Origin of the sequence: Schleiferilactobacillus shenzhenensis LY-73 (assembly GCF_000469325.1) — a bacterium.
Taxonomy (GTDB): Bacteria; Bacillota; Bacilli; order Lactobacillales; family Lactobacillaceae; genus Schleiferilactobacillus; species Schleiferilactobacillus shenzhenensis.
In genome coordinates, this window is the sequence record NZ_KI271598.1 from 21,177 (window position 1) to 44,986 (window position 23,810).

25 protein-coding genes are annotated in these 23,810 nt (G+C 57.2%); 19 read left to right on the top strand and 6 right to left on the bottom strand.

The features are described from left to right. Nucleotides 1–59 precede the first annotated feature (59 nt). The 5 genes from L248_RS10915 to L248_RS10935 all read left to right on the top strand — a co-directional run bounded on the left by L248_RS10915 (nucleotide 60) and on the right by L248_RS10935 (nucleotide 8,786). Nucleotides 60–2,444, top strand: coding sequence for a glycoside hydrolase family 3 C-terminal domain-containing protein (locus L248_RS10915; RefSeq protein ID WP_022530283.1), 2,385 nt, complete (start codon nucleotides 60–62; stop codon nucleotides 2,442–2,444). A gap of 188 nt (nucleotides 2,445–2,632) precedes the next feature. After that, nucleotides 2,633–4,180 (top strand): Ppx/GppA phosphatase family protein, encoded by a 1,548-nt coding sequence (locus L248_RS10920; RefSeq protein WP_022530284.1) that lies wholly within the window; start codon nucleotides 2,633–2,635, stop codon nucleotides 4,178–4,180. Further along, a complete protein-coding gene (locus L248_RS10925) occupies nucleotides 4,161–6,326 on the top strand; it encodes an RNA degradosome polyphosphate kinase (protein ID WP_022530285.1) in 2,166 nt (721 codons plus the stop codon). Before L248_RS10920 ends, L248_RS10925 begins: the two co-directional genes overlap by 20 nt. Continuing rightward, nucleotides 6,327–7,265: an exopolyphosphatase gene (gene ppx / locus L248_RS10930; RefSeq protein ID WP_022530286.1), complete on the top strand. Its 939-nt coding sequence runs from the start codon at nucleotides 6,327–6,329 to the stop codon at nucleotides 7,263–7,265. It abuts the gene before it with no gap. A gap of 384 nt (nucleotides 7,266–7,649) precedes the next feature. Continuing rightward, the gene (locus tag L248_RS10935; protein WP_022530287.1) at nucleotides 7,650–8,786 is read left to right on the top strand and encodes an ABC transporter ATP-binding protein; all 1,137 of its coding nucleotides are present in this window, start codon (nucleotides 7,650–7,652) and stop codon (nucleotides 8,784–8,786) included. 92 nt (nucleotides 8,787–8,878) lie between these two features. Here the strand turns inward: L248_RS10935 and L248_RS10940 are convergent, their stop codons facing one another. The 5 genes from L248_RS10940 to L248_RS10960 form a co-directional block, all read right to left on the bottom strand. Further along, nucleotides 8,879–9,313, bottom strand: a complete 435-nt coding sequence (locus tag L248_RS10940) for a hypothetical protein (RefSeq protein WP_022530288.1) — start codon at nucleotides 9,311–9,313, stop codon at nucleotides 8,879–8,881. Between the two features lie 5 nt (nucleotides 9,314–9,318). Further along, nucleotides 9,319–9,534: a hypothetical protein gene (locus tag L248_RS10945; protein WP_052000022.1), complete on the bottom strand. Its 216-nt coding sequence runs from the start codon at nucleotides 9,532–9,534 to the stop codon at nucleotides 9,319–9,321. Further along, nucleotides 9,521–10,174 (bottom strand): hypothetical protein, encoded by a 654-nt coding sequence (locus L248_RS10950; RefSeq protein WP_040536426.1) that lies wholly within the window; start codon nucleotides 10,172–10,174, stop codon nucleotides 9,521–9,523. The genes L248_RS10945 and L248_RS10950 overlap by 14 nt, the downstream gene beginning before the upstream one ends. A gap of 192 nt (nucleotides 10,175–10,366) precedes the next feature. Continuing rightward, nucleotides 10,367–10,681, bottom strand: a complete 315-nt coding sequence (locus L248_RS10955) for a chorismate mutase (RefSeq protein WP_022530291.1) — start codon at nucleotides 10,679–10,681, stop codon at nucleotides 10,367–10,369. Between the two features lie 21 nt (nucleotides 10,682–10,702). After that, nucleotides 10,703–11,395, bottom strand: a complete 693-nt coding sequence (locus L248_RS10960; protein ID WP_022530292.1) for an NAD-dependent protein deacylase — start codon at nucleotides 11,393–11,395, stop codon at nucleotides 10,703–10,705. A 98-nt stretch (nucleotides 11,396–11,493) separates the two neighbouring features. Here L248_RS10960 and L248_RS15915 point away from each other — a divergent pair, with 98 nt between their 5' ends. Continuing rightward, nucleotides 11,494–11,637: a hypothetical protein gene (locus L248_RS15915; RefSeq protein ID WP_022530293.1), complete on the top strand. Its 144-nt coding sequence runs from the start codon at nucleotides 11,494–11,496 to the stop codon at nucleotides 11,635–11,637. On the opposite strand, the gene L248_RS10965 is transcribed toward L248_RS15915, so the two are convergent. Beyond that, nucleotides 11,634–12,596 (bottom strand): hypothetical protein, encoded by a 963-nt coding sequence (locus tag L248_RS10965; RefSeq protein WP_022530294.1) that lies wholly within the window; start codon nucleotides 12,594–12,596, stop codon nucleotides 11,634–11,636. The genes L248_RS15915 and L248_RS10965 overlap by 4 nt on opposite strands. Nucleotides 12,597–12,719: 123 nt before the next feature. Here L248_RS10965 and L248_RS10970 point away from each other — a divergent pair, with 123 nt between their 5' ends. From L248_RS10970 to L248_RS11030, 13 genes are all read left to right on the top strand, one after another. Beyond that, nucleotides 12,720–13,229 carry a YbhB/YbcL family Raf kinase inhibitor-like protein gene (locus L248_RS10970; protein WP_022530295.1) on the top strand — a complete coding sequence of 170 codons (510 nt, stop codon included), beginning with the start codon at nucleotides 12,720–12,722 and terminating at the stop codon, nucleotides 13,227–13,229. Nucleotides 13,230–13,287: 58 nt separating this feature from the next. Then, nucleotides 13,288–13,845 (top strand): dihydrofolate reductase family protein, encoded by a 558-nt coding sequence (locus L248_RS10975; protein WP_022530296.1) that lies wholly within the window; start codon nucleotides 13,288–13,290, stop codon nucleotides 13,843–13,845. 117 nt (nucleotides 13,846–13,962) lie between these two features. Continuing rightward, nucleotides 13,963–14,481 (top strand): NUDIX hydrolase, encoded by a 519-nt coding sequence (locus tag L248_RS10980; RefSeq protein WP_040536429.1) that lies wholly within the window; start codon nucleotides 13,963–13,965, stop codon nucleotides 14,479–14,481. Further along, complete coding sequence (locus L248_RS10985) at nucleotides 14,481–15,317, top strand: DUF72 domain-containing protein (RefSeq protein ID WP_022530298.1); 837 nt, start codon at nucleotides 14,481–14,483, stop codon at nucleotides 15,315–15,317. Before L248_RS10980 ends, L248_RS10985 begins: the two co-directional genes overlap by 1 nt. A 38-nt stretch (nucleotides 15,318–15,355) precedes the next feature. Further along, nucleotides 15,356–15,592 carry a cytochrome b5 domain-containing protein gene (locus tag L248_RS10990; RefSeq protein WP_022530299.1) on the top strand — a complete coding sequence of 79 codons (237 nt, stop codon included), beginning with the start codon at nucleotides 15,356–15,358 and terminating at the stop codon, nucleotides 15,590–15,592. 373 nt (nucleotides 15,593–15,965) lie between these two features. Then, nucleotides 15,966–16,250: a hypothetical protein gene (locus L248_RS15340; RefSeq protein WP_022530300.1), complete on the top strand. Its 285-nt coding sequence runs from the start codon at nucleotides 15,966–15,968 to the stop codon at nucleotides 16,248–16,250. A 102-nt stretch (nucleotides 16,251–16,352) separates the two neighbouring features. Continuing rightward, complete coding sequence (locus L248_RS11000) at nucleotides 16,353–16,967, top strand: ABC transporter ATP-binding protein (protein WP_022530301.1); 615 nt, start codon at nucleotides 16,353–16,355, stop codon at nucleotides 16,965–16,967. Between the two features lie 2 nt (nucleotides 16,968–16,969). Continuing rightward, nucleotides 16,970–18,151, top strand: a complete 1,182-nt coding sequence (locus tag L248_RS11005; protein ID WP_040536432.1) for an ABC transporter permease — start codon at nucleotides 16,970–16,972, stop codon at nucleotides 18,149–18,151. Between the two features lie 463 nt (nucleotides 18,152–18,614). Next, the gene (gene metG, locus L248_RS11010; RefSeq protein ID WP_022530303.1) at nucleotides 18,615–20,651 is read left to right on the top strand and encodes a methionine--tRNA ligase; all 2,037 of its coding nucleotides are present in this window, start codon (nucleotides 18,615–18,617) and stop codon (nucleotides 20,649–20,651) included. A gap of 18 nt (nucleotides 20,652–20,669) precedes the next feature. Continuing rightward, nucleotides 20,670–21,458, top strand: a complete 789-nt coding sequence (locus L248_RS11015; RefSeq protein ID WP_040536436.1) for a TatD family hydrolase — start codon at nucleotides 20,670–20,672, stop codon at nucleotides 21,456–21,458. Next, nucleotides 21,455–22,036 (top strand): ribonuclease M5, encoded by a 582-nt coding sequence (rnmV, locus tag L248_RS11020; protein ID WP_022530305.1) that lies wholly within the window; start codon nucleotides 21,455–21,457, stop codon nucleotides 22,034–22,036. Before L248_RS11015 ends, rnmV begins: the two co-directional genes overlap by 4 nt. Then, nucleotides 22,026–22,901, top strand: a complete 876-nt coding sequence (gene rsmA, locus L248_RS11025) for a 16S rRNA (adenine(1518)-N(6)/adenine(1519)-N(6))-dimethyltransferase RsmA (protein ID WP_040536439.1) — start codon at nucleotides 22,026–22,028, stop codon at nucleotides 22,899–22,901. Before rnmV ends, rsmA begins: the two co-directional genes overlap by 11 nt. Nucleotides 22,902–23,003: 102 nt before the next feature. Then, entirely contained in the window at nucleotides 23,004–23,270 is a 267-nt protein-coding gene (locus L248_RS11030; RefSeq protein WP_040536442.1) for a Veg family protein, read from the top strand. The last annotated feature ends 540 nt before the right edge of the window (nucleotides 23,271–23,810 follow it).

Consider the following 23,810-nt stretch of genomic DNA (forward strand, 5'->3'; position numbering starts at 1 on the left):
ATAGCGTTTGAACAAGGTACAATTGAGCCGTATGACGCGAATTGGGAGGAGCGATTCCATTGTTTGGGAAGAAAAAACAATATCCGGTGCCCAACGCTTATGGCTTGACGCCGGCAGAGCAAGTGAAACTAACGTCTGGTGTCGATTTCTGGGGGACGGAAGCTTTTCCCCAAGCGGGCATTCCCCGCTTCCGAATGAGTGACGGGCCCCACGGACTGCGGTTCCAGGCCGGCGCGGGGGACCACTTAGGCATCAACGACAGCACCCCGAGCACGGCGTTTCCCACCGGCAGTGCCTTGGCCTGCACCTGGGACCCCGCCCTCGTGGCCCAGATGGGAACGGCGATTGGTCGGGAAGCACGGTCGCTGCACGTGGACATGGTCCTCGGACCGGGTGTGAACATTAAGCGCAACCCGTTGTGCGGGCGCAACTTTGAGTACTTCAGTGAAGACCCGTTCCTTGCCGGGCAGCTGGCGGCCGGGTGGATCAAAGGGGCGCAAAGTGCCGGTGTCGGTGCCTGCTTGAAGCATTACGCGGTGAATAACCAAGAGAATGACCGCCTCCGCTCGGATTCCCTCGTGGACCCAATCGCGCTGCATGCCCTCTATCTGGAGGCTTTCCGTATCGCTGTCACGGAAGCACAGCCGGAGGGTGTGATGTGTTCTTATAACTTGATCAACGGTACCTATGCCAGCGATGACGCCTATCTGCTCAGCACTGTCTTGCGCAAGCAGTGGGGCTTCCGCGGCACGGTGATCACCGATTGGGGCGCACTGAACGATAAGACGGCCGCTCTGAACGCCGGTACCGATTTAGAAATGCCCGGCAACAGGCACTTGTTCGACAAGCAAGCCCTCCGGGACCTGGCCAGCGGCCGCCTGCAGCCCGCGGCCTTGACCCGGGCGGTGGCGAAGATTGCCCAGCTGGCCCAGAAGCCTCGGCCCGCCTTCACCGGGGACCGGGACCAGTTGTTGCGGGATAATGCGCAGTTGGCAGAAAAGATTGAAGAACAAGCGGCCGTTCTCCTGAAGAATGACGACCACATCCTGCCTTTAACCGCGACTGATAAGATTGCAGTCATTGGTCAGATGGCCGCCGCCACCCGTTTCCAAGGGGCCGGTTCGTCCCACATTAACGCGGCGGAGACCGTCTCCATTACCCAAGGGTTGAACGCTGCCGGGATCACCTACACTTACGCGGACGGCCGCGACCAGAAGAAGGCCGTCGCGGCGGCACAAGCGGCGGACAAGGTCGTTTTCGTTGCGGGCTTGCCGGAGACCGCCGAGTCGGAGGGCTTTGACCGGGAGACGATGGCGCTGCCGACGGACCAGAATGCTTTGATTTCTGCCATTGCCGCCGTGAATCCCCATATCGTTGTGCTGCTCGTGGCGGGCGCTCCGGTGACGCTGCCCTGGTTCGACCAGGTCCAAGGGCTGCTTAATCTCTACTTAGGCGGCGAACACGTCGGCACCGCCGCCGCCCGGCTGCTCTACGGCGCGGTGACACCCAGCGGCAAGCTGGCCGAGACCTATCCGCTGCACTACGCCGACGTACCCAGCAGTGCCCTCTACGACCGCAATACCCTGTCGGTGGCCTATGCGGAGAGCCTCTACGTCGGCTACCGCTATTATGAGAAAGCCCAGGTGCCGGTCCGCTTCCCCTTCGGCTACGGCCTCAGCTATACGACCTTTGCTGTGAGCGACAGCCACCTGAGTCAAGCGACCGTCAAGCCCGGCGAAACGATCCAAGTGACGGTCACCGTCCGCAACACTGGCGCTCGCACCGGCGCCGAAGTGGTTCAAGTGTACGTTGGGAATGATCCGGACGCGGCGTTAACGCCGCTCAAGACGCTGCAGGGATTTGCTAAGGTGACCCTCGCACCCGGTGCCGCTCAGACGGTCACGATCGACTTGCCGGCACAAGCCTTCAGCGAGTGGGACGACCAAGCCCAGCAGTTTGTGTTGCCGCAGGGGCAAAGGACCGTCATCGTGGCCACCAGCAGTGCGGCCGCCGAAGTTGCCGCAACCCTGCCGGTGACCCTGCAAGGGACCAGCCGGACGCGGCGAGCCGCCCCCATTCCTGCCTGGTACCGGCACCCCCAAGGCCTGCCCGTGGTCGCCGATTTTGAAAAGCTCAGCGGCCGCACTGTCACGCCGCCGCATCAGCCGCGGCCGGGCGAGTTCACCAAGTACAGTACGCCTAAGGAAATGGGCCAATACTCATGGGTCGTCCGCCAAATTACGGCCATCGCCAAGCAGCAGATGATCGGCACCGACCATCCCACCTCCGCCGAAGACCGCTTCATGGAGACGACGATCATGAACACACCGCTGATTCGGCTCAGTCAGCAATCCAGCGGGGCATTGCCCCTGGCGGCAGTCGACCGGCTGGTCGCTGCCGCCAACCGCCATTACACCGGCCTGATCACCGGCCGGCCCCGGTGATGGTACTGGGCTTTTGACCAAAAAAAGACGCCTCTGCGCCTTTTTTTGTCCCGCCTAACTTCGTTATAATAGGGGTGAATCGTGCATTACGTATTTGTTTAGCGCAATGCGTTGAGATTAAATTGCGTCGCGGAATCGACTGACTGTCACTCACTGACGGCGGCGGTGCCGCCCAAGGAGAAAATACCATGGCAAAAGGAACAGGCATTATCGGGTTCGTCGTGATCGGCGCCCAAGCGGTCTTCATCCGGGCCGTGGATAGAAAAATGCACGTCGTCGAAAGCGCCCAAACCGACGTGGACATTGGTGAAGACATTTTCACCAACCAGCGGATTCAACCGGCCACCGTGAACCGGGTGACCGAAGTGTTGAACCAGGCTCGGCTGATCTTTGCCGGGGTGGGGGCCGACGCGGTTTACGTCGTGGCTACCCATTCCGTTGCGGAGGCGGACAACGCGGAGTTCGTCCGCGAACAGCTCCAGGACCGCACCGGCCACGACATTATGTACTTAAATCAGAGCCAAGAATCACTGTATCGTAACCTGGCCACCGACGCCTTTCTGCCCAGCTTCCGGGACATCATCAAGACGGCGGCCATCTTAGTCGACATTTCTTCCGGCAGTGTTGAACTCACCTTCTACCGGGAGCGCCAGTTCATCTTCTCGCGAACGCTCAAGCTGGGGCCGCTGCGGGTATTCGAAGTGATGCGGGACGTGAAGCGGCACGTACCGAATTATAATGAGGTCCTGCAGGACTATATTAACAGCCAGATTCGGGACTTCACCCGGATCCTGCCGGTGGACGGGGATTATCCCACGATGATCTTAATGGGTTCGGCGCTGTCCATCATGGAGTCGCTGATTCCGGCCGGCAAGCGCAGCGTGGCGCTGCCGGTGGCGCAGTTCACCGAGTTTTACAGCCGAGCCGTGCACAGCAGCGACCAGTATTTGACGGCGCATTACCAGTTGGCTGACGCCGACATGGCCCAGGTGCAGCCGGTGCTGATGCTGGTCCACCAGATGATGAATTTCTTCGGCACCAGCGAGCTGGACATCACGAATCTCAAACTGGTCGACGGGTTGGCGGTGAACTACGCCCTGCGCCAGAACAACGCCAAGCTCCTGATCAAGCCGGAGGAGCAGATCATTCGCTCCGCCCGGGCGTTGTCCGACCGCTACCAAGTTGATGCCGCCCACCGCGACCAAGTGACCACCTTCGCTCTGCAGCTCTTTGACCGGCTGCGCAAGCTGCACAGTCTCGGTAAACGGGAACGGCTGCTGCTGGAGATTGCGGCCACTTTGAACGATATTGGCAGCTTCGTCGACGTCCACGAGCATTACCGCCATTCGGACTATCTCATTCAAGCGTCCGAGATTCTCGGTTTATCCACTCAAGAACAGCAGATGGTGGGGACCATCACCCGCTTCCACAGTACGGACTCCCCCAGTATTGAAGAATTGCAGGAGTCGCCGCTGCCCAACACCAAGCGGATGGTCGTGGCCAAACTAGCGGCGATCCTGCGCTTAGCGGACGCCTTGGACGTGTCGCGCCAGCAGAAGATCACCAAGCTGACGGTATCCTTGAAGAAGACGGCGATTCAGATCACCGCGGAGAGCCGGGAAGACATTGAACTGGAGAAATGGTCGTTCCATAACCGGGCGGATTTCTTCGCCGAAGTCTACGGTATGACAGCAGAATTGAAAGGAAAAGGTCAATATGGACTGGGCAAAGCCTGAATATTTCTTTAATCGTGAACTCTCCTGGCTGGACTTCAATAACCGTGTGTTGGAGGAGGCCCGGGACAAGGATAACCCATTGCTGGAGCGGGTCCGCTTCCTGGCCATTACCCAAAGCAATCTGGATGAGTTCTTTAATATCCGGGTGGCTTCGCTGCATAAGATGGTGCGGGTCGGTTACACCGGCACGGACGCCGCCGGGCTGACGCCGGAGACGCAGCTGACCCGGATCAGCGAGAAGACCCACGCCATGGTCGCCAAGCAGTATTCCACACTGAACCGTTCGCTGCTGCCGCGCCTGGCGGAAGCCGACATTCACCTGCTGCACTTCGCCGACCTGCGGCCCGCCCAAGTGGACTTCGTGGATAATTACTTCCACCAGACCGTCATGCCGGTGCTCACGCCGCTGGCCGTGGACGTGTCCCGGCCCTTCCCGTTCATCGGTAACAACACTTTGAACATCGCGCTGCGGCTGGCCAAGAAGAATAGTAAGAAAGACAAGTCCTTCGCCCTCATGCAGGTGCCCGACGTGTTCCCCCGGGTGGTCAAGCTGCCCGGCGGCGATAATGTCTTCGTCCTCCTGGAAGAAGTCATCAAGCATTACATCGCCGAGCTCTTCGTCGGTTTCAGCATCAAGGCCATGGGTTTGTTTCGCCTGACCCGGGACATGGACCTGGACGTGGAGGAGGAAGATGCCTCCGACCTGATGAAGGAGATCGAGAAGCAGCTGAAGCAGCGGGAGCGGGGCGGCGTCATGCGCATCGAGATCGACGACGACATGGACGACCGCCTGCTCAAGCGGCTGACCAAGGAGCTGCACTTGACGCCCGAGAGTATTTACCCCGTCAACGGTCCCATCAACTTGAAGTTCTTGGGCCAACTGATCAAAGGGGTGAGCGGCCACCGCGGCTTGCTTTACCCGCCGTTTACACCCTACGAACCGGCACCGATGGAAGACCATAGCATGTTCTCCCTGATTGCCCAGCACGATATCTTCGTGCACCACCCCTATGATTCCTTCGCCCCCGTGGTGAACTTTATCAAGCAGGCGGCGGAGGATCCCCAGACGCTGGCGATCAAGATGACGCTGTACCGCGTTTCTTCCCATTCACCGATCATTACCTACCTGAAGCAGGCCGCCGAGAACGGCAAGCAGGTGACGGTCCTGGTCGAACTCAAGGCCCGCTTCGATGAAGAGAATAACGTCCACTGGGCCAACGAACTGGAACGTGCCGGCTGCCACGTGATCTACGGCCTGGTCGGCCTGAAGACCCACTGTAAGCTGACCCTGGTGATTCGCCAGGAAGAAAACGGCATTCGCCGCTACATGCACATGGCCACCGGGAATTACAACGATGTCACCGCCCGGCTGTACACCGACATGGGCCTGTTCACCGCCGACGTGGACATGGGCCTGGATGCCTCCAATATCTTCAACATGCTCTCCGGCTTCTCCGAACCGCCGTACTTCCACAAGCTGGTGATTGCTCCTTTAGGCATCCGCAAGTTCCTGCACGAGCAGATCGACGGAGAAATTGCCAACGCCAAGGCCGGTAAACGGGCCTTCATCCAGATGAAGATGAATTCCCTGTCGGACACCGACATGATTGAGAAACTTTACGAGGCCAGTGCCGCCGGCGTGGAGATCCACTTGCTGGTGCGCGGCATCTGCAACCTGCGCCCGGGCATCCCCGGCGTCAGCGACCACATCACTGTCCACTCCATCGTCGGCCGCTTTCTGGAGCACAGTCGGATCTACTACTTCTATGCGGACGGCGAGGAGCACGTGTACTTGAGCAGCGCAGACCTGATGAACCGGAACCTGTCTCGCCGCGTCGAACTGCTCTTCCCGCTGCTGGTGGATGATATTCGGCAGCACGTGATCAATATCTATAACATTCTCTGGGACGACACCGTCAAGACCCGCGTCCTGCACAATGACGGCAGCTGGACCCACCTGGACGGCCGCGGTCTGCCCCGGCTCAACGCCCAAGAGTACTTGCTGGCCCACGCGCAGTCCATTGCGGACACACTGTGGCCAGTATTGGAACAAGAGAAGAGACGGGTCAACGACGATTCACCCCGCCAGTTCACCCCATTGATGAGCAACCCGCACGCAGAAAACGATTCTGAAGGGAAGAATTAGATGGAAAACCTGGCCGTAATTGACTTAGGATCCAACTCAGTCCGGATGACGATTACCAAGATCGCCGACGACCGCACGACGAAAGTGGTGGCGCAAGAGAAAGAAATGGTGCGTCTGTCCGAGGGGATGGGTCCAGAGAAGATTCTCCAAGAAGAGGCGATGGCCCGGACCATTGAGGCCGTTAAGAAATTTGCCGCGACCTTCCGCAAACTACCGAATGTCCACTTGAAGGCCTTGGCTACCGCGGCGGCTCGCCAAGCCAAGAATCAGGCAGACTTCATCGCCCGCCTGGCCAGGGAGACCGGGGTCACGGTCAAGGTCATTAGCGGGGAGCAAGAGGCCTACTATGACTACCTTGGCGTGACCAACACGCTGCCGGTGGTCAACAGCGTCATCATGGATACTGGCGGGGCCAGTATTGAGCTCATCTACATGCTTCACCGGCGTGTCCAGAACTTGATCAGTATCCCCATGGGGTCGGTCAGTTTGACAGAAAAGTACCTCGATCCCCAACACATTACGGCGACGGATCTGTTTCGCATGATCACCGCCATGGACCGGCTCTACAATGAGATCTGGTGGCTGGACAAGGCCAAGAACCTGCCCATCGTGGCCCTGGGCGGCTCCAATCGGACGCTGGCCAAGATCGAACGCCGGGCCGACAAGACACCGCACTTCGAGAATATCCACGGCTACCGCATGAGCACCGACCAGGTCAACCGCGTCTTCAGCACCGTCCTCGGGGCGGACCTGGAAGAACGCAAGGAGATACCCGGCTTGAGCAAGGACCGGGCCGACATCATCGTCGGCGGCATGGTGCCCATCGTCAACCTGTTGCGGTTTTTAGACTCCGACCGGCTGACCTTTTCTCAAAGCGGCTTGCGGGAAGGCGTGCTGTACGAGCGCCTGGGCGAGCTGCAGGTAGACCGGACGGAGTAATTCCAATTGAATCATCTCACGCACACGCAGTGCCGTTTCCGCAGAATGACCAGCGGGGATCGCACTGCTTTTTGAATCCCTGGAATTGATTGCGCTTACCCGGGGGGTGCATGATGCTTTTCGGGAACCTTCCTGCCGCTTCCTTAAGAAGCCGCTAAGGTCGTGGCAAATGTCGACCGGCATCATCTCAACTGCTCCCGATTTGATAAAAACAGCTTTGGTCCCCGCCCCTGGGACCAAAGCTGGTTTTATCAAATCATGCAAATCATGCAAATCATGCAATGTGCACAAAAAGTACCCGTAATCTTTGAGCGACTTGGTCATTGTCCCTGCAATCGTTTCCAAGTATGATGTAAACGTAAACAAGTAAAGGAGACGCAGACAATGGTAAAAGTTGATTTGGACCACATTTATAAGGAATATCCGGATGCCCAAGAGGGCGTCTACGCCGTTAGTGATTTCGACCTGCACATTCAGGACCAAGAGTTCATCGTATTCGTTGGCCCCTCTGGGTGTGGTAAGTCCACGACCCTGCGGATGATCGCCGGTTTGGAAGATATTACCAAGGGTGATTTGAAGATCGGCGGGCAAGTGATGAACGATGTGGCACCGAAGGACCGGGACATCGCCATGGTCTTCCAGAACTACGCACTGTATCCGCATATGACCGTGTTCGACAACATGGCCTTTGGGTTGAAGCTGCGGAAGTACGAGAAAGCCGACATCAAGAAGCGGGTCGACGAAGCCGCTGAGATTTTGGGCTTGACCGACTACCTGGATCGTAAGCCGGCTGCTCTGTCTGGTGGTCAACGGCAGCGTGTTGCGCTGGGCCGGGCCATCGTCCGTGATGCTCCCATCTTCCTGATGGACGAACCTTTGTCTAACTTGGATGCCAAGCTGCGGGTGACGATGCGTGCCGAAATCGCTAAACTGCACCAGCGCTTAAAGACGACCACCATCTACGTTACCCACGACCAAACCGAAGCCATGACCATGGCCGACCGGATCGTCGTTATGTCCATGGGTAAGGTACAGCAGATTGGGACGCCTGCGGAAGTCTACGATCGTCCGAAGAACGAATTCGTTGCCGGGTTCATTGGGTCACCGGCCATGAACTTCTTCAATGTTCACCTGAAGGACGGTTTCGTTTCCGACGGCAAGGGCTTGAACCTGCAAGTACCTGAAGGCCGTCTGAAGATCTTGGAAGACCAAGGTTACGACGACAAGGATCTGGTATTAGGGGTACGGCCTGAAGATATCCACGCCGAGGAAGCCTTCATCGAGACCTTCCCGAAGGCAACAGCCAAGACGACCGTGGTTGTTTCCGAGCTGCTGGGTGCCGAATCCATGCTGTATGCCCGGGTCGATCAGACTGAATTCGTGGCCCGGGTCGATGCCCGTGACTACCACAAGCCTGGCGACAACCTGGAAATGGCCTTCGACTTGAACAAGGCCCACTTCTTCGACAAAGAAACGACCGATGCCATTTACTCCAGCGCCACCGCCAACGACGAACAATAATGATGAGCGTTAACTAACTGCCAGCTCCTCCTCGCTGGCACAAGAAAAGACGTTACCTGCGCAGCAATGCGGGGATAACGTCTTTTTCGTGTTCACCAGCCCAGAATGAGGAATTGGATCAGCAGCCGCCAAGCACAGACACCGACACAGAATTCGACGGCCGCCCAGTCCATTCGCGGTTGGGTGAAGAATAGCATGGTGATGCCGAGCAGCAGGGTGTTGGCCAGCCACCAGAGGGGCTGGAAGCCCACCCAGGGGAACGCCGTCAGACAGGTGATGAGGGCGAAAGTCAGCCACAGCTGCCCGAGTTCCCGGTAGACGATCCGGGTGAACCCGCGCCGGGAAGAGCGCACCGCGATCATCGGGTACAGGCCGGTGAGATCCCGCATCGCGGCCCCCATCGTCAGGGCTTCACCGGCAATCACGCCGACGGCAATGAGTTGTTGAAACTGGGTACCGTGGGGCCAGCCGAAGAAGAAGGATAACTGGCCGTCGGCGGGTAGGATGATCCGCCAGCGGATCACCATGACGGTTAGGCCCCAGAGGACGGGGTAGAGGACGCTGCGTTGCCGGTACGTGACAAATGCCCCCCTTCCAACTGGTAGTGGGCGGTGTAGCCCAGCGGGGTGTAATTGTCGTGGGCCGCCACGATGACGGCTTTGTTTTCCTGCTGCAGCTCGGCGACGAGTTTGACCAATTCGTTCAATGACGCTTCGTCCAGCCCGCGGGTCGGTTCATCGAGAAGCACCAGGTTTTGGTCTTCCATGACCGCTTGAATGATTCCGGCTTTTTCCCGCATGCCGATGGAATAAGATCATAACCAGCGCCGCCACCAGCCCGGTGATGCGGAAAATAAACGGTTTTTCTACCCACAGGCCAATCATCAGGACAAAATCCGTGAATACAGCATAGCCAACACAGTGGGTGAAGATGCTGGCCGTCAGGGCCCAATCGGGGTTATCGGAGAGCAGCAGGTCAGAACCCACGATACCGCTGAAGAGATGGGGGCCGTGCACCAGGACGATGACCCCGATGACTGCTGCTTGCAGGACCAGCAGGAAGAGAAAAGTGAACACAAATGTGGTACCTGCCATCTGCCACACCAGCCAGCGCCGGGAGCGGCGGACGATGATCGCCTGGGCCAAATGGGTATGCAAGGCGGTGATCCAATAATCCGTGATCAGCAGGGCGGCACTCGTGAACAAGAGCAGTGTCGTGAACAAGCTGCCGTTGCCGTTGATACTGAAGAATGAGGCAAACATCCCCAGCTCGCTGTTAAAGCGCGGGGGCGTGAAGTCTGCAGGCAGGGTCAGCGCCAGCGCGGTGAGGATGCCGAAGATGATCAAAAAACGCAGCCGCAGCCCTTTGATTCGCCAAAAACTGAGCATCACTGGTCAGCCTCCTTCGGGGGGAGAAAAAAGCATACTAACCGGTACATTTTGCAAAAATGAATGCGCTATCGTTCACCTGCATCATACGCTGCCCACTTCAGCCGGTGCGAACTTTATGCTTGCGAATCGCGCCTGGAGAGCAAACAAAAAGCCAAGTCGTCAACGACTTGGCTGAAAAAGCAGTCCTGCCTAAAGCTTTTCAGCATCCTGGAGCTGCTTGATCACCTGGGCCTGGTATTGCTTCGACACCAGGAACACATCTTGGTACAGCTCCCGAATATACTGAGCGTGGTCCTTATCTGTCACGGTTTGGCTCAGCTGCGCCAGGATCGTCTGCTCCCGCCCGCGGTTGGTCAGCGAGAGGTGCTGGCTGTGCTTGACCTGGGCGATTTGTTCGGCGACGGTCAGGCGTTTTTCCAGCAGGGGCACGATCTGCGCGTCCAGCGTATTGATTTGGTCGCGTAAAGCCGTCAGTTCTTTTTGGGAATCAGTGGGTTCAGCCATCGTGGCCGGCTCCTTTCTGTCTTAAGCATGCAAGTTCTGGAAGACCGTCAAAGCGTCGGCTTGAATCATGTGGATGTCCTCGCCGGTGGCAATGTTCTCCTTGTTCACGGCAACCAGCGTGGCTTCGGGGCGGGCGTATTGCACCAGCCCGGCGAAGGGATAGACGCGGAAGCTGGTGCCGACGACGATGATCAGGTCCGCGGCCTGGACCGCTTCGACGGCGTGGACCAGCGTCTGCTGATTGATACCCTCGCCGTAGAGGACGATGTCCGGCCGCAGAATGCCGCCGTCTTCCTGGTGGTGCATATCCTTCAGATAGTCCTGCCAGGGCACCTGTTTGCCGCACTTCTGGCAGTGGACCTTGTACAGCGTGCCGTGGAACTGGACCACGTGCTTGGCCCCGGCCTTCAGGTCCAGGTTGTCCACATTCTGGGTGACGATGGTACCCTTTTTGTTAGAAATCGCCGCCATCTTCTCATGAATCACATTAGGCTTGGCGTCCGGGTAGTACATCCGGGTCTTGACGAAGTCGTAAAAACTCTCTGGGTGGTCCCGCAGATTGTCGGCACTGAGCAGATATTCCGGATCGGCACTATTGGCATACAGACCGCCCTTGGACCGGTAATCGGGGATCCCCGAGTGGGTCGACACGCCGGCGCCGGTCATGAAGGTGACGTGGTGGGCTTGATCAATGGCTTTTTGCAGGTCGAACATTGTCATTTTCCTTTCTGAAAGAGGTATAATTGGTATTGTAAGAAACAGCTCCGGTACCTAGTTGATAGGACCGGAGCCGAGGGGAAGGGACCATTCTGATGTCCAAGAAATTATCATTTGCGCTCTCATACATCTTCATGTTCCTCGTCGTGCTGTTTTTCGTCGTCGTGGCGTACCACATGGGGGTCCTGCTTTACCGGACGCTGCCCAACGTGTTCATCCTCAACTTCGGCGGGCGCTAATTGCGCACGGAGTATATGATACCGAATTGCTTCAGCACATCAGCGGTGGTACGGTCATAGATCTTCAGCGCATCATCCTGGCTCAATGTTTTCAAAGGCAGCGCAAAGGCCATTTGGCGGTCGCTTTTACCGATCGCCAAGAAGGCCTTTTCTTTTGTCGTCCGGTTGACGAAGTCGCTGTGCAGAATATCGTACACTTGGCGGAATTCCAGCTTCAGTTGGCGCTGGCTCAGGACCGGCGCGATGGCGCAGAACTGGTCGTGGGGCATGGGCACGTAGCCCAATTCATCCAGCATGGCATCGAAGTCTTTGAACGTCTTGACGATCGCCCGGCGGACGGCGAAGGGGGAGTCGATCACCTTCGCCGTCATCGTGGCGTACAGCCGCTGGGCGTCCTCGAAGGCTTCCGGATACATCTGCAGCCACTCGGCCGGCAGGTGGTCCTCGTTATCGGCGAAGAAAGCTAACCCATCCAACAGGGTCAAGACCCGGTAGAATAGGTGGCCGTCGTCCGTGCCGTCGGTGGGCTCGGCCGGGACAATGTCGCTGATGCCGCTGATGAAGGCCTGCTCCGTCTGGTTCGTGATGACCCCCATGCGGCGCTGTTCGGCGCCAATCACCAAGTGGCTGGCACTGTTGTGGATCGATACGGCAGTGGCAGAAATTTGGTCGTCCACCTTAGGATCGCCGGTGGTGACCGGCAAACTCATGGCCGGGAAGCCTTTCAGATACATCTCAATGTGCAGCAGTTCGTGGGAAACCGTGTAGTCCAGATCGGTGGCGTCATAAACGTGCAGAACCATCGACCCGTCCTTTTGCATTTCCTGCTGGGCGGCGTCGTGGGTGATGCGGCCGCTGATGTTGTCGTCAACTTGCAGGGTAATGGGCGCGGGGAAGTGGGCGCGGACGTCCTTGAGCAAGTCTTGGACGGGGGCGCTGAGTTCGGGATCATTTGTCATCGGGTGATTGCCTCATTTCTAAACTTAAGTAAAGCGTTCTATTCCTTATCTTACCACGTCTGCCGCCGGCTCGCGGGGATAGTGGGAATGGTACAATGAAGGGAGAAAGGATGTGCTTGCGTGATGGAAATCACATTGCCTTGGTCCGGTACCGAAATGCCGGACAAGTACGCCAAATATGCCCCAGCCGAAGCCAAGCGGGGCGGCTATCCCATCGTCTCGTTCCCCTTCAGTATCAGCGGTGCCCCGGCGGGGACACAATACTTCGCCTGGTCCGTCTTGGATTACGACGCCGTGCCCGTGGGCGGCTTCATCTGGTTCCATTGGTTAGCGGCGAACCTGCCCGCCAGCGTCACGTCAATTCCGGAGAATGCCAGCCAGAGCGGTGCGCTCGACTTCATCCAAGGCCGCAACTCGAACGCCGGCCGGATGGTCAACGTCCAAGACCCGCTGGTCAGCCAGCGCTACAATGGCCCGCAGCCGCCGGACCAGACCCACGACTACACCTTGACCGTTTACGCCTTGGATGCGCCGCTGCCGCTGAAACAAGGTTTCTGGTACAACGCTTTCCGCCGCGCTTTAAATGGTCATGTGCTGGCCACGGCGCAGGTAGAAATTCCTAGCCGCGCATAGCATAGTGAAGCGCTTTCGCGCTACAATTGACGTGTAGTTTAGAAGGGATGGATGAACGATGACAAACGAACAAGATAAGGTACCGAAACGGCGTGTCATTTTACAGATCGCCCAAAGTCTGGACGGCTTCATTGCGGAGCGCAACGGCAGCACCGAATGGCTGACAAAATTGGATTCGACGGAGGCCGAAAGCGCCTATCAGCGTTTCTACAGCTCTATCGATACCGTCATTATGGGCCGCAAGACGTATCAACGAGCGCTGAAGCTGGCCGGCAGCTATCCGTATTCGGATAAGAAAGGCTACGTCTTCTCCACTTCCCTGCACGATACGGACGACCCCACCACCGTGGTGGCCGGCAACGTCGTGCACTTCGTGGAATCGTTGAAAGCCGAGAAGGGCGACGACATCTGGCTGGTCGGCGGGGCCGATATTTTCACTACCCTGCTCCAGGCCGGGCTTATCGACGAACTCATTGTCACCATTGCCCCCGTGCTTCTGGGCGACGGCATTTCTCTGGTCAGCCACGATCTGCCGGACGTGAATCTGAAGCTGGTCAATGGCCGTCAGCTAGGCCAGTTCATCCAGTTGACCTACAGCGTAGGCAACAGCAAGTAAGACATTCTAAACGGCGAGCAGCTCTGCGGAGCTGCTCGTTTTTTGGCCCTAGAGATTCGTACTTGCAACATCGCCCCGCCTAGGCTGTAATAGAAGATAGGCAAAGGAGGAATGGCCATGGCCAAATATCGTTACACGCTGGCCCTGCTCACCGATGGCCGGCAGGTACTGATGCTGAATCGGTTCAAGTCGCCCTATCCCGGTCTCTGGAACGGCATCGGCGGCAAGGTGGAGGCCGGTGAGACCCCGGCCCAGGCGGCCCAGCGAGAGATTCGGGAAGAAACCGCGATCGAGGATCACGCCTATCAGCTCAGTCAGCTGGGTCTGATGGACTGGTACGTGGACGGCGTTTTTCGCGATGGGATTTATTTATTCAAGGCCGAACTGGCTGCACCGATCGTTAAGAGCCAGTACCCCCAGTGGATGCGGGAAGGCATCTTGCAGCCGTATCCCCCGGAGTGGCTGACCCGGGCGGACAATACCGGCGTGGTAGCCGACATTCAGCGGCTGATTCCCCAGTTGCTGGCGGGCAAGCCCATCTATGTGCACACGGACTTCGTCGCTGACCGGCTTACCGACTTCACCTTGCTGGATCCCGTCCGGGTCCCCCGGGATGAGGAAGGGAATCTGCTCTGATGGCCATCACGATTGGCTTGACCACCTGGTCAGAGCATCCCAGCCTGCTGGGCGGGGAGCGTAAGCTGACTCTGGCCCAGTATGCCCAGTTCTTCCCGGTCGTCGAAGTGGATACCGCCTTCTACGCCATCCCCCGGCCCGCGGTGGTCCGCCACTGGCGCTTGCAAGTACCGCCCCAGTTCCAGTTCATCGTCAAGGCCAACGCCGTGATCACCAAGCACGAACGGGTCACCGATTTTGACCTGCCGACGACGGTGGCGGCCTTCAAGGCGGCTTTCCAAGACCTCCGCGACCACGGCCAGCTCCAGGCCGTTCTGCTCCAGTGGCCGCCTTTCTTCAATGCCACCCGGGAGAATATCCTGTATCTGCGCCAGGTGAGAAAGCTGTTCGGCGATTGGCCGCTGACGGTGGAATGGCGCAACAACACCTGGTACCAGCCGCGCCTGGTGAAGGAGAGCATGCTGCTGCTGAAAGAACTGGGCATGAGCCTGACGATCGCCGACGAACCGGCGACCCAGGGCAACAGTGTGCCGTTTTACCCCGCAGTGACCGACCCGGCTCAGGCGTTCTTCCGCCTGCACGGCCGCAACCTGGCCGGCTGGCAGAATCCCGGCGCGGGCTGGCGGCGGAAGCGGACCCTGTACCGCTATTACGATGAGGAACTGAAGCAGCTGGCTGCAGCCGTCCGCCAAGTGGCCGAACAAGCCCAGACGACCACGGTCATCTTTAATAACAACGCCGGCGGCGACGCGGCCGACAACGCCCTGGCCCTCCAGCATCTCCTGGGTCTGGCATTCACCGACCTGAACCCCCGCCAGCTTGGTTTCGATATATAATGGTGGTTCAATCGATCAATCAGAAATGAGGCAGAAGCATGGCAGAAAAAACATTCACCAAAGAAGAACTCGCCCAATACGACGGTATTGACGGCCGCAAAGCCTATGTCGCCATCGACGGCACGGTCTACGACGTCACTAACGTGAAGCAATGGACCGACGGCTACCACCACGGCCACGACGCCGGCGAAGATCTCAGCGCGGTCATCGACCACAGCCCGCACAAGCATACGGTGCTGGAACATTTGCCGGTGGTGGGGAAATATACTGGCTAACCGCGGCTATCGTGTGATTATTGAAAGAATTCACCGATGTGCTAACGCAGCGCAGAGCAAGATCTGATTCAAGAGGCTTGTAGACAGATATTGGATTCGTGTTGGCTACCTGGATGGGTAGCCATTTTTGCATAATTTAATAACTGTATACCATAAACAGATGATTAAAAATGCAAAAACAGTAAGTTTGTACACAATAAAATTCGTATGTCAATAATTTAGTGTTTCATAATTTACAATTATGGGCACTAAAAGCTGAATCCAAATACTCGCTGGGGGGACTAAATTATGCTTATCTTCAGTAGGGAGTGCTTAACAAGCACTCTCATCGAGGATCTGGTGTTGTAGGGTTTGAAGTCCGGAGGCTATTGAAATGAAGAAGTTTCTGGTTTCTCTACTGGCGGTTGCTGCTGTTGCAACTGCTGGGGTTGGTGTGACACAGTCGGTTTCTAGCGCGCAAGCTGCAACACGGACGGCGGTCAAGTCTTATCACTTTGATCGTAATACGTTTACTGGCGAAGAGTCGAATTTTAATTCTTATCGCTATGAGACCATTCCAGCCTGGTCGGAGCAAACGGGTTACCAAAACCAGCAAATTGACGGGGCTTGGAATTTTGTTCGTTACCTGCAAACAAATTTCTACACGGGTTTTTACTAAACCACCATGTTGAATAGCAACTTTGTGTAGATGAGAAGGGTGTGATGGTGTCTGATTATTGACCCTGTCACACCCTATTCTGGTACTTTCTGGAGGTCAAACATGTTAACAGTCCAAAAAATGATGTTAGCGACACGTGAACCAATTTTACAAGACTTCTCGTTCGATTTCAGTCTGCACAATTTCTACCAAATTGAGGCGGAAAATGGGACCGGAAAGACCAGCTTTCTCCGCGCACTTACAGGTCTCATCCGATTAACCAATGGCAAGGTTCTTTACGATGGTCACCCATTTTTCCAGAAACGAGAGGATGTTTTCTATTTTGAAGACGGGAGTTGGCTGAATCCCAACTTAACTAGCGCCGACTATTTGTCTTTCGTTAAACGCCAGTGGGGCTCCTCGGTCGATTTGAACGCCGAGCGGCAGTTTCTCGGTGTGGAGGAATTCCAGAATGTACCCATCAAGAAATACTCCTTGGGTATGAAACAAAAATTAATCATTGCCATGTATTTCGTCAGCGGGGCAAAATATCTGCTGATGGACGAGATCACCAATGGCTTAGACGAGCATAGCCGAATGGTATTGTATCAACGGCTTTCAACGGAGATCAGCGAACACAACAAATGCATTCTGCTGACCTCGCATTATGGGAGTGAGCTGCATGTGAGTCACACCCACCGCTTGATTTTCCGTGATTTGCAGATCATGGAGGGATGACCATGGCCTACTTTTTACTTGAAATCAAAAAGATGACCAAGAACAACCTGGCAATCATTGCTCTGCTCATTGTCCTGATTCTTGCGTTTAGTGTCCTGGGATTGAATGTCCACACCGCACCAAGCGTTTCTCTGGTAGCTGATGCGCAGGGCAACATCACCGTTCAGAGACAAGCAATTAAGCAAATGAAGACGGCCTTGGCATCTTATAAAAAGAATGGTGAAGCTTACAAACTCACCCAGAGCAGTATCCAGCTCACCAAAAAGCAACTGGCTCAGAGTCAAGAATTAATCGCTGCCATTGCTCATGGGCAGTGGCGATCCGCGTATGAAATTCAGCTGACGCAAGCCCTGAAAGTAAAATCAGTCGAATCAAAAGCGTCTGGCGTAAGTACCGAGGAGAAAAATGCATATGAACGAAACGTGCTCCTTTTCTCATACTTAAACGCCCATCCTCTGCCTTTTGTGAATGACATTGCACCAACAACGGGCATTCAATTCCTGCTGCAGCTCAATACGCAATATCTACCAGTTCTCTTTGGCCTGTCCATTGTCTTCATCCTCAGCCAACTTTATAGCGATGACTATCGGAACAAAATGAATATTGCCAGCTTGCTCCCCTTGTCTGCGCCGCAGCATTTGCTGGTCGACACAGTTTCAGGCGTTGCTGCCGCTGTGTTTTTCTACTTAATCATCAACATCCTGCTCTTTGCCGGGGCGACCGCTATTTTTGGCAGCGGCAGCCTGTCGTATCCTTATTTCACATATCAGTTCTCCGGCGGGCACGAAACGATGCAGTACGTGGCCGGCGGGGACCTGATTGGGCCAGCACTGGTACTGCAAATGCTCTCCATTATTTTCATCGTCATTGTTGTGTTGACAGTGGTCAGACTCGTGAAGGATCAGTTTCCAGCACTTTTTATTGCTATGCTTTTGCTGATTGGGATGCACCTCGCGACCCTCGTCATTGAGCCGCTCCAGAAAGTCAGCAGGTGGCTGCCGACGACTTACTTCAATGGCGTCGCAGTTGTCAGTGGCCAATATGCCCACCAATTCCGCAATGCCTCGCTGAGTTTCTTGTCAGGCGTTGCTGTACTCACCATTTGGATAGTGCTCCTGCTGAGTTTGAATTTTTTGGGGGGATATCGAACGCGAAATCGCCAGCGGCTGAGTGCCCATGTTTGAAGTGCCATGCACCGGAGGAGAAGCTTGAACATTATTGAAGAAAGGTGTCAGTTTTCGTACTGGGTGAGGCTACTTTGGCCTACAAGAATGTAGGGTGACGAAGGGCGGAGCAGATTGGGGGCTCAGTGGTGGAAGGGTCTGGGACAAAAATCACACTCCCGGAATATCGAGTGTCAACGCGTAGCAAGCGGAGGCAAAACAAGCCGTGCTCACCACTAGCTCCGCAGAACCGGCTCCGCACTAGCTGCGCGTCGCCGCCCCCAATCTGCGCAGCCCCTAGTCACCCGGGTCAGCACCAGCCCGCTTTCTTGAGCCCAATAGATTTGTGCTATACTCGTTACAAGTGACGGAACCGATGGCTGCAAGTGCGTTGTCGCTGGCGGCCATTTCTTTTGTCGAATAAGGCAGACCGGGCGGCGCTCATTTCCCCGTTGACGGCAGCCATTTATGGAGGCTTCATCTCATGGCAGCAGCAAAACCCACTTTCTATATCACCACGCCCATTTATTACCCGTCCGGTCAGCTCCACATCGGCAATTCCTATACGACGATCGCCGCCGACACCCTGGCGCGTTACAAGCGCATGCGGGGCTACGACGTTTTCTTCCTGACCGGGACCGATGAACACGGTCTGAAGATCGAACAGAAGGCCGAGGCGTTACATATGTCGCCCCAGGAGTACGTCGACGGGATGGCGGCGGACATCAAGAAACTGTGGCAGATGCTGGACATCTCCAACGACAAGTTCATCCGCACCACGGACGATTACCACGTAAAGGCCGTCCAGCGCATCGTCGAACAGCTGATCAAGCAGGGCGATGTCTATCTGGGCGAGTATGTCGGCTGGTATTCTGTCGATGACGAGGAGTACTTCACCGAGACGCAGCTGGCCGAGGTATACCGCGACAAGGATGGCAAGGTCATCGGCGGCAAGGCGCCGTCGGGGCACGAGGTCACGCTGGTGAAGGAAGAGTCCTATTTCTTCCGGATGAGCAAATACGCCGACTGGCTGCTGCAATACTATGCCGACCACCCGCACTTCATTCAGCCGGAGTCGCGCAAGAACGAGATGATCAACAACTTCATCAAGCCCGGCCTGGAAGACCTGGCCATGTCCCGGACCAGCTTCAACTGGGGCGTGCCGATTCCCAGCAACCCGAAGCACGTGGTGTACGTCTGGGTCGACGCCTTGCTCAACTATATTACGGCCTTGGGCTACGGCAGTGATGACGATTCCTTATTTAAGAAATATTGGCCGGCGGATGTTCAATTTGTCGGTAAAGAAATCGTCCGTTTCCACACCATCTACTGGCCGATCATTCTCCATGCCCTGGGGCTGCCGCTGCCGAAGCAGATCTACGGCCACGGCTGGCTGTTGATGAAGGACGGCAAGATGTCCAAGTCCAAGGGCAACGTGGTGTATCCGGAAATGCTGGTCAAGCGCTATGGCTTGGATGCGCTGCGCTACTATTTGATGCGGGCCTTCCCATTCGGCAGTGACGGTGTGTTCACTCCCGAGGACTTCGTCGACCGGATCAATTATGACTTGGCGAATGACCTGGGCAACCTGTTGAACCGAACGATTGCCATGATCAATAAGTACCGGGACGGGCACGTCCCCGTCGAGCTTTCTGTCCAAACCGAATTCGATGCCGACCTGGTGGCGACGGCCAGCGATGTGCTGGTCGCGTACGACGACGACATGAATCACTACCGCTTCCCCAGTGCGCTGGACGAAGTGTGGCGGCTGATCAACCGGGCTAATAAGTACATTGACGAGACCGAACCGTGGAAGCTGGCGAAGAGCGACAGCACGGCGAAAGCACTGGACAGCGTTCTGGGCCATTTGGCGGAGTCCCTGCGGCTGGTGGCCGTACTGATTGCCCCGGTGATGACCCGGGCGCCCAAGGAAATGTTCGCCCAATTGGGGCTGGCCGACGCCGACCCGGTCGTGGCCCGCAAGCCGGAGTGGGGGGCATTCCCCGCCGACATCACGGTGACGGACCACGCCGAGCCGCTGTTCCCGCGGCTGGACACCAAGGAAGAAGTGGCTTACATCAAGAACGAGATGAAGGCCGAACAAAAGGATCCCAGCGCGGTGGTCCAGGACCTGAATGCCGAGAAGGGTGCCAAGTTCGACCCGCTGGCCACGGATCTGCACAATACGAAAGACCAGATCGACTTCAAGACCTTCGACCAAACCGAGATCCGGGTGGCCCAGATCATCCGCGTGGCCAAGGTGGCCCACGCCGACAAGCTGCTGAAGTTCGAGCTGGATGCGGGTGATCCCACCCACCGCCAAATTATCTCCGGCATCGCCGCTTATTACCCCGATTTCCAATCCTTAGTGGGGAAGAAAGTGCTGGCGGTGGTCAACTTGGCGCCGCGCAAGCTCCGGGGCGAAGTGAGTCAAGGGATGTTGCTGTCGGCAGAGCACGACGGCAAGATTCAGCTGCTCACCGTACCCGACGATCTGGTGAACGGGTCGCTGGTCGGCTGAGTGAGAAAGCAGGCAGACATGACGGCCCGATTATTTGATTCCCACACCCATCTGAATGATTCCGCCTTTGCCGGGCACGAGGCCGACTATGTCGCTCGCTCTGCGGCCCGCGGGGTAACACACATGGCGATCGTGGGCAGCGACGCCGAGTTAAACCAGGGAGCCCTGGCTTTAGCTCGGCGTTTTGCCGACCTTTACGCCGTGGTCGGCTGGCACCCGGAGAGTGCCAAGAACTATGACGCAGCGGCTGCGGCCACGCTGCGGACACAGCTGGCCCAGCCCAAGACCGTGGCCATCGGCGAGATCGGCCTGGACTACCACTGGGACTCCAGCCCCCGCCCGGTCCAGCGCACCGTTTTCGCCCAGCAGCTGGCCCTGGCCGCCGAGCTGGATATGCCCGTGGTCATCCATACCCGGGAAGCATTTCAGGATACCTGGGACATTTTGCGCCAGAGTAATGTCCGCCATTTTGGCGGCATCATGCACAGTTTCAACGGGGCCCCGGAATGGGTGGAGAAATTCCTCAGTTTAGGGATGTATATTTCCTTTAGCGGTGTCGTGACGTACAAGAACGCTGCAGACGTTCAGGCCAGTGCCCGGCAGGTGCCGGCCGACCGATTGCTGGTGGAGACCGACGCCCCGTACCTGGCGCCGCTGCCCCATCGGGGAGAACGCAACGAGCCGGCCTTCACAGCAGATACGGCGGCTTTTTTAGCTGAATTGCGCGGGGTGGACACGGATACCCTCGCCCAGCAGACGTTCGCCAATACCATGCGGGCGTTCCGCATCGAGGAGGCCGGAGCATGATCAAGGAAGTACTCGTTGTCGAGGGCCGGGACGATACCAAGCGACTGCAAGAAGCCCTCGGGCCGGTGGACACGATTGAGACCCACGGGTTCGCACTGCCGCCGGAGACGGTGGCGGCCATTAAGGAAGCCCAAGCCCGCCGCGGCGTGATCATCTTCACCGATCCCGACCACGCGGGGGAGAAGATCCGCCGGGCGATCCTGGCGGCAGTGCCGGGGGCCAAGCAAGCCTTTTTGCCCCGCACCGCCGGGATCCCGGTGAAGCAGGGCACGCTCGGTGTGGAGCACGCCAGCAACGAGACGATTCGCACCGCCCTGGCCCAAGTGTATACGCCGACCGCCGCTGCGCCGTCAACTGACCCCGTGACCGAAGAGGACCTGCTCCGGCTCGGCCTGGCCGGCGTACCCCAAGCAGTGACTCTGCGCGACTACGTGGCCGCTACCCTGCACCTGGGGCACGTCAACGGCAAGCAATTATTGAAGCGGCTCAACGCCTTCGCCATCACCCCCAGTCAGCTGGGGGCCGTGGTGCGGGCGTGGCCGGGTAATAGCAGAAAGGATAATGTTTATGGCGGATAACCAGACACCACGTATCGCCGATCCCGCCCGCACGCGGGAGATCATGGCCCAGTACCACTTGCGGCCGAAGAAGAGCCTCGGCCAGAACTTTTTAACCAACGGCCGGGTACTGGCGGAAATCGTCGCCGCGGCCGACTTGACCCCCGCTGATGCGGTGATTGAGATTGGCCCGGGCATCGGCGCACTGACCCAGTACCTCGCCGAGGCGGCCCGGCACGTCACGGCCTTCGAGCTTGATCAGCGCCTGCTGCCGGTGCTCCAGGATACGCTGCACGATTATCCCAACGTGACCATCGTCCACCAAGACATCTTGGACGCCGCTCCCGCCCAACTCGCCGCCCTGGCGCCTGAGTTGAACATCGTCGCGAATCTGCCGTACTACGTGACCACCCCTATTCTGATGCACTTCTTGGAGAGCGGGCTGCCGATTCGGCGGATGGTGATGATGATGCAGAAAGAAGTCGCCGACCGCATCACTGCTGACCCCGGCAGTAAGGCCTACGGTTCGCTGAGTATTGCCGTCCAGATTCGGGCCCAGGCCACAGTGGCGTTCACCGTCTCTCACACGGCCTTCAACCCGCCGCCCAAGGTGGATTCAGCGGTCGTCGTGTTCGATTTTCTGACCGACCCGCTGGTACCTCTGACCGAGCAGCCGTTCTTTAACAAAGTCGTCACCGCCTGCTTCGCCCAGCGACGCAAGACGATCATGAATAATCTGCTGAATTGGTACGGCCGCACCCCGGAACACCGTGCCACATTGACCGCCGCGCTTTCTCACGCGGGGGTCGCCCCCACCGCCCGAGCTGAAACGGTTTCCATTCCCGCATACAGGGCATTGAGTGAAAAGCTGCAACCACAAAAATGAGATGGCACTTAACGAAAAACGCGATTTTGGCTCATTATTTTTGGAATAAATTGACTTTCTTTCATTGAACGGGTATAATGACCTATATTGAGGGGTGAGTCGATGCCAGTAACAATCGCGAATATCAAACATCGTTTGGATGAGCGTTTGGGCGACAACTTAACTGTTGTGGCTCAGGCAGGACGGAAAAAGATTACACGACGGCACGGGGTTCTGAAAGAGACATACCCGGCAATTTTCGTTGTGGATCTCGACCCGGCGACGAACGCGTTTAAGCGCGTATCATACTCGTACACTGATTTGTTGACGAAGTCGATTGAGATCGATTTCGACGACAGCGCCGCCAAGACAAATAACACGACATGCTGATCCAGAAGATGGCCATTATACAAGCGCGGTCGCTGACCGTGCTTTTTTTGTACAGAGGCCAGAGGGCGCAGCCGAGCGTTTTGGCCACCCAGGCTAAGTGGCCATAACACCAGAAGCCCCGCACTTGGGCTTTTGGTGTTATGGTCCTTAGACTGCGGTGGCCTGCTCGGCGGAGCCCGTTTACGGAGGCAGGTTAGTGTCATGCGCTGGCCCGGGTGACTCCGGGCTCCGCGGGCGGGGGCTGGAACGCTGCGGGGCGACTTTGAGCCAAATGCAAAGAACGCATTTGTCTCAAAGCTCGCCCTTCTTGTAGGCGGCAAAGCCGCCAACAAGAATTTCGCGGCTGAGCCCCCGCCCGCTCCGCCCTCCGTCACCCTACATTCTTGGAGACTGGAAATGTCCCGCTCGACACGAAACACTGGCACCTTCCTCCACGGTCGTCGCAGCAGTCGCCTGAAAGTACGAAAGTCCGGGCGACACCTCCGACGAATGTGTCATGGTACCAAAGATCTTACGATCGGCTAGGATGTAGGCGATTTG

Bases quoted from the DNA above. Each gene is read 5' to 3' on its own strand.
- L248_RS10925 (WP_022530285.1), top strand. From the start codon at position 4,161: ATGGACTGGGCAAAGCCTGAATATTTCTTTAATCGTGAACTCTCCTGG.
- L248_RS10960 (WP_022530292.1), bottom strand. From the start codon at position 11,395: ATGTTCGACCTGCAAAAAGCCATTGATCAAGCCCACCACGTCACCTTC.
- L248_RS10970 (WP_022530295.1), top strand. From the start codon at position 12,720: ATGGAAATCACATTGCCTTGGTCCGGTACCGAAATGCCGGACAAGTAC.
- rsmA (WP_040536439.1), top strand. From the start codon at position 22,026: ATGGCGGATAACCAGACACCACGTATCGCCGATCCCGCCCGCACGCGG.
- L248_RS10990 (WP_022530299.1), top strand. From the start codon at position 15,356: ATGGCAGAAAAAACATTCACCAAAGAAGAACTCGCCCAATACGACGGT.
- L248_RS10955 (WP_022530291.1), bottom strand. From the start codon at position 10,681: ATGGCTGAACCCACTGATTCCCAAAAAGAACTGACGGCTTTACGCGAC.
- L248_RS10985 (WP_022530298.1), top strand. From the start codon at position 14,481: ATGGCCATCACGATTGGCTTGACCACCTGGTCAGAGCATCCCAGCCTG.
- L248_RS11030 (WP_040536442.1), top strand. From the start codon at position 23,004: ATGCCAGTAACAATCGCGAATATCAAACATCGTTTGGATGAGCGTTTG.
- L248_RS10980 (WP_040536429.1), top strand. From the start codon at position 13,963: ATGGCCAAATATCGTTACACGCTGGCCCTGCTCACCGATGGCCGGCAG.
- rnmV (WP_022530305.1), top strand. From the start codon at position 21,455: ATGATCAAGGAAGTACTCGTTGTCGAGGGCCGGGACGATACCAAGCGA.
- L248_RS15340 (WP_022530300.1), top strand. From the start codon at position 15,966: ATGAAGAAGTTTCTGGTTTCTCTACTGGCGGTTGCTGCTGTTGCAACT.
- L248_RS11000 (WP_022530301.1), top strand. From the start codon at position 16,353: ATGTTAACAGTCCAAAAAATGATGTTAGCGACACGTGAACCAATTTTA.
- L248_RS10965 (WP_022530294.1), bottom strand. From the start codon at position 12,596: ATGACAAATGATCCCGAACTCAGCGCCCCCGTCCAAGACTTGCTCAAG.
- L248_RS11015 (WP_040536436.1), top strand. From the start codon at position 20,670: ATGACGGCCCGATTATTTGATTCCCACACCCATCTGAATGATTCCGCC.
- L248_RS10975 (WP_022530296.1), top strand. From the start codon at position 13,288: ATGACAAACGAACAAGATAAGGTACCGAAACGGCGTGTCATTTTACAG.
- L248_RS10940 (WP_022530288.1), bottom strand. From the start codon at position 9,313: ATGGTGATCCGCTGGCGGATCATCCTACCCGCCGACGGCCAGTTATCC.
- L248_RS10920 (WP_022530284.1), top strand. From the start codon at position 2,633: ATGGCAAAAGGAACAGGCATTATCGGGTTCGTCGTGATCGGCGCCCAA.
- L248_RS10935 (WP_022530287.1), top strand. From the start codon at position 7,650: ATGGTAAAAGTTGATTTGGACCACATTTATAAGGAATATCCGGATGCC.
- metG (WP_022530303.1), top strand. From the start codon at position 18,615: ATGGCAGCAGCAAAACCCACTTTCTATATCACCACGCCCATTTATTAC.
- L248_RS10950 (WP_040536426.1), bottom strand. From the start codon at position 10,174: ATGCTCAGTTTTTGGCGAATCAAAGGGCTGCGGCTGCGTTTTTTGATC.
- ppx (WP_022530286.1), top strand. From the start codon at position 6,327: ATGGAAAACCTGGCCGTAATTGACTTAGGATCCAACTCAGTCCGGATG.
- L248_RS15915 (WP_022530293.1), top strand. From the start codon at position 11,494: ATGTCCAAGAAATTATCATTTGCGCTCTCATACATCTTCATGTTCCTC.
- L248_RS11005 (WP_040536432.1), top strand. From the start codon at position 16,970: ATGGCCTACTTTTTACTTGAAATCAAAAAGATGACCAAGAACAACCTG.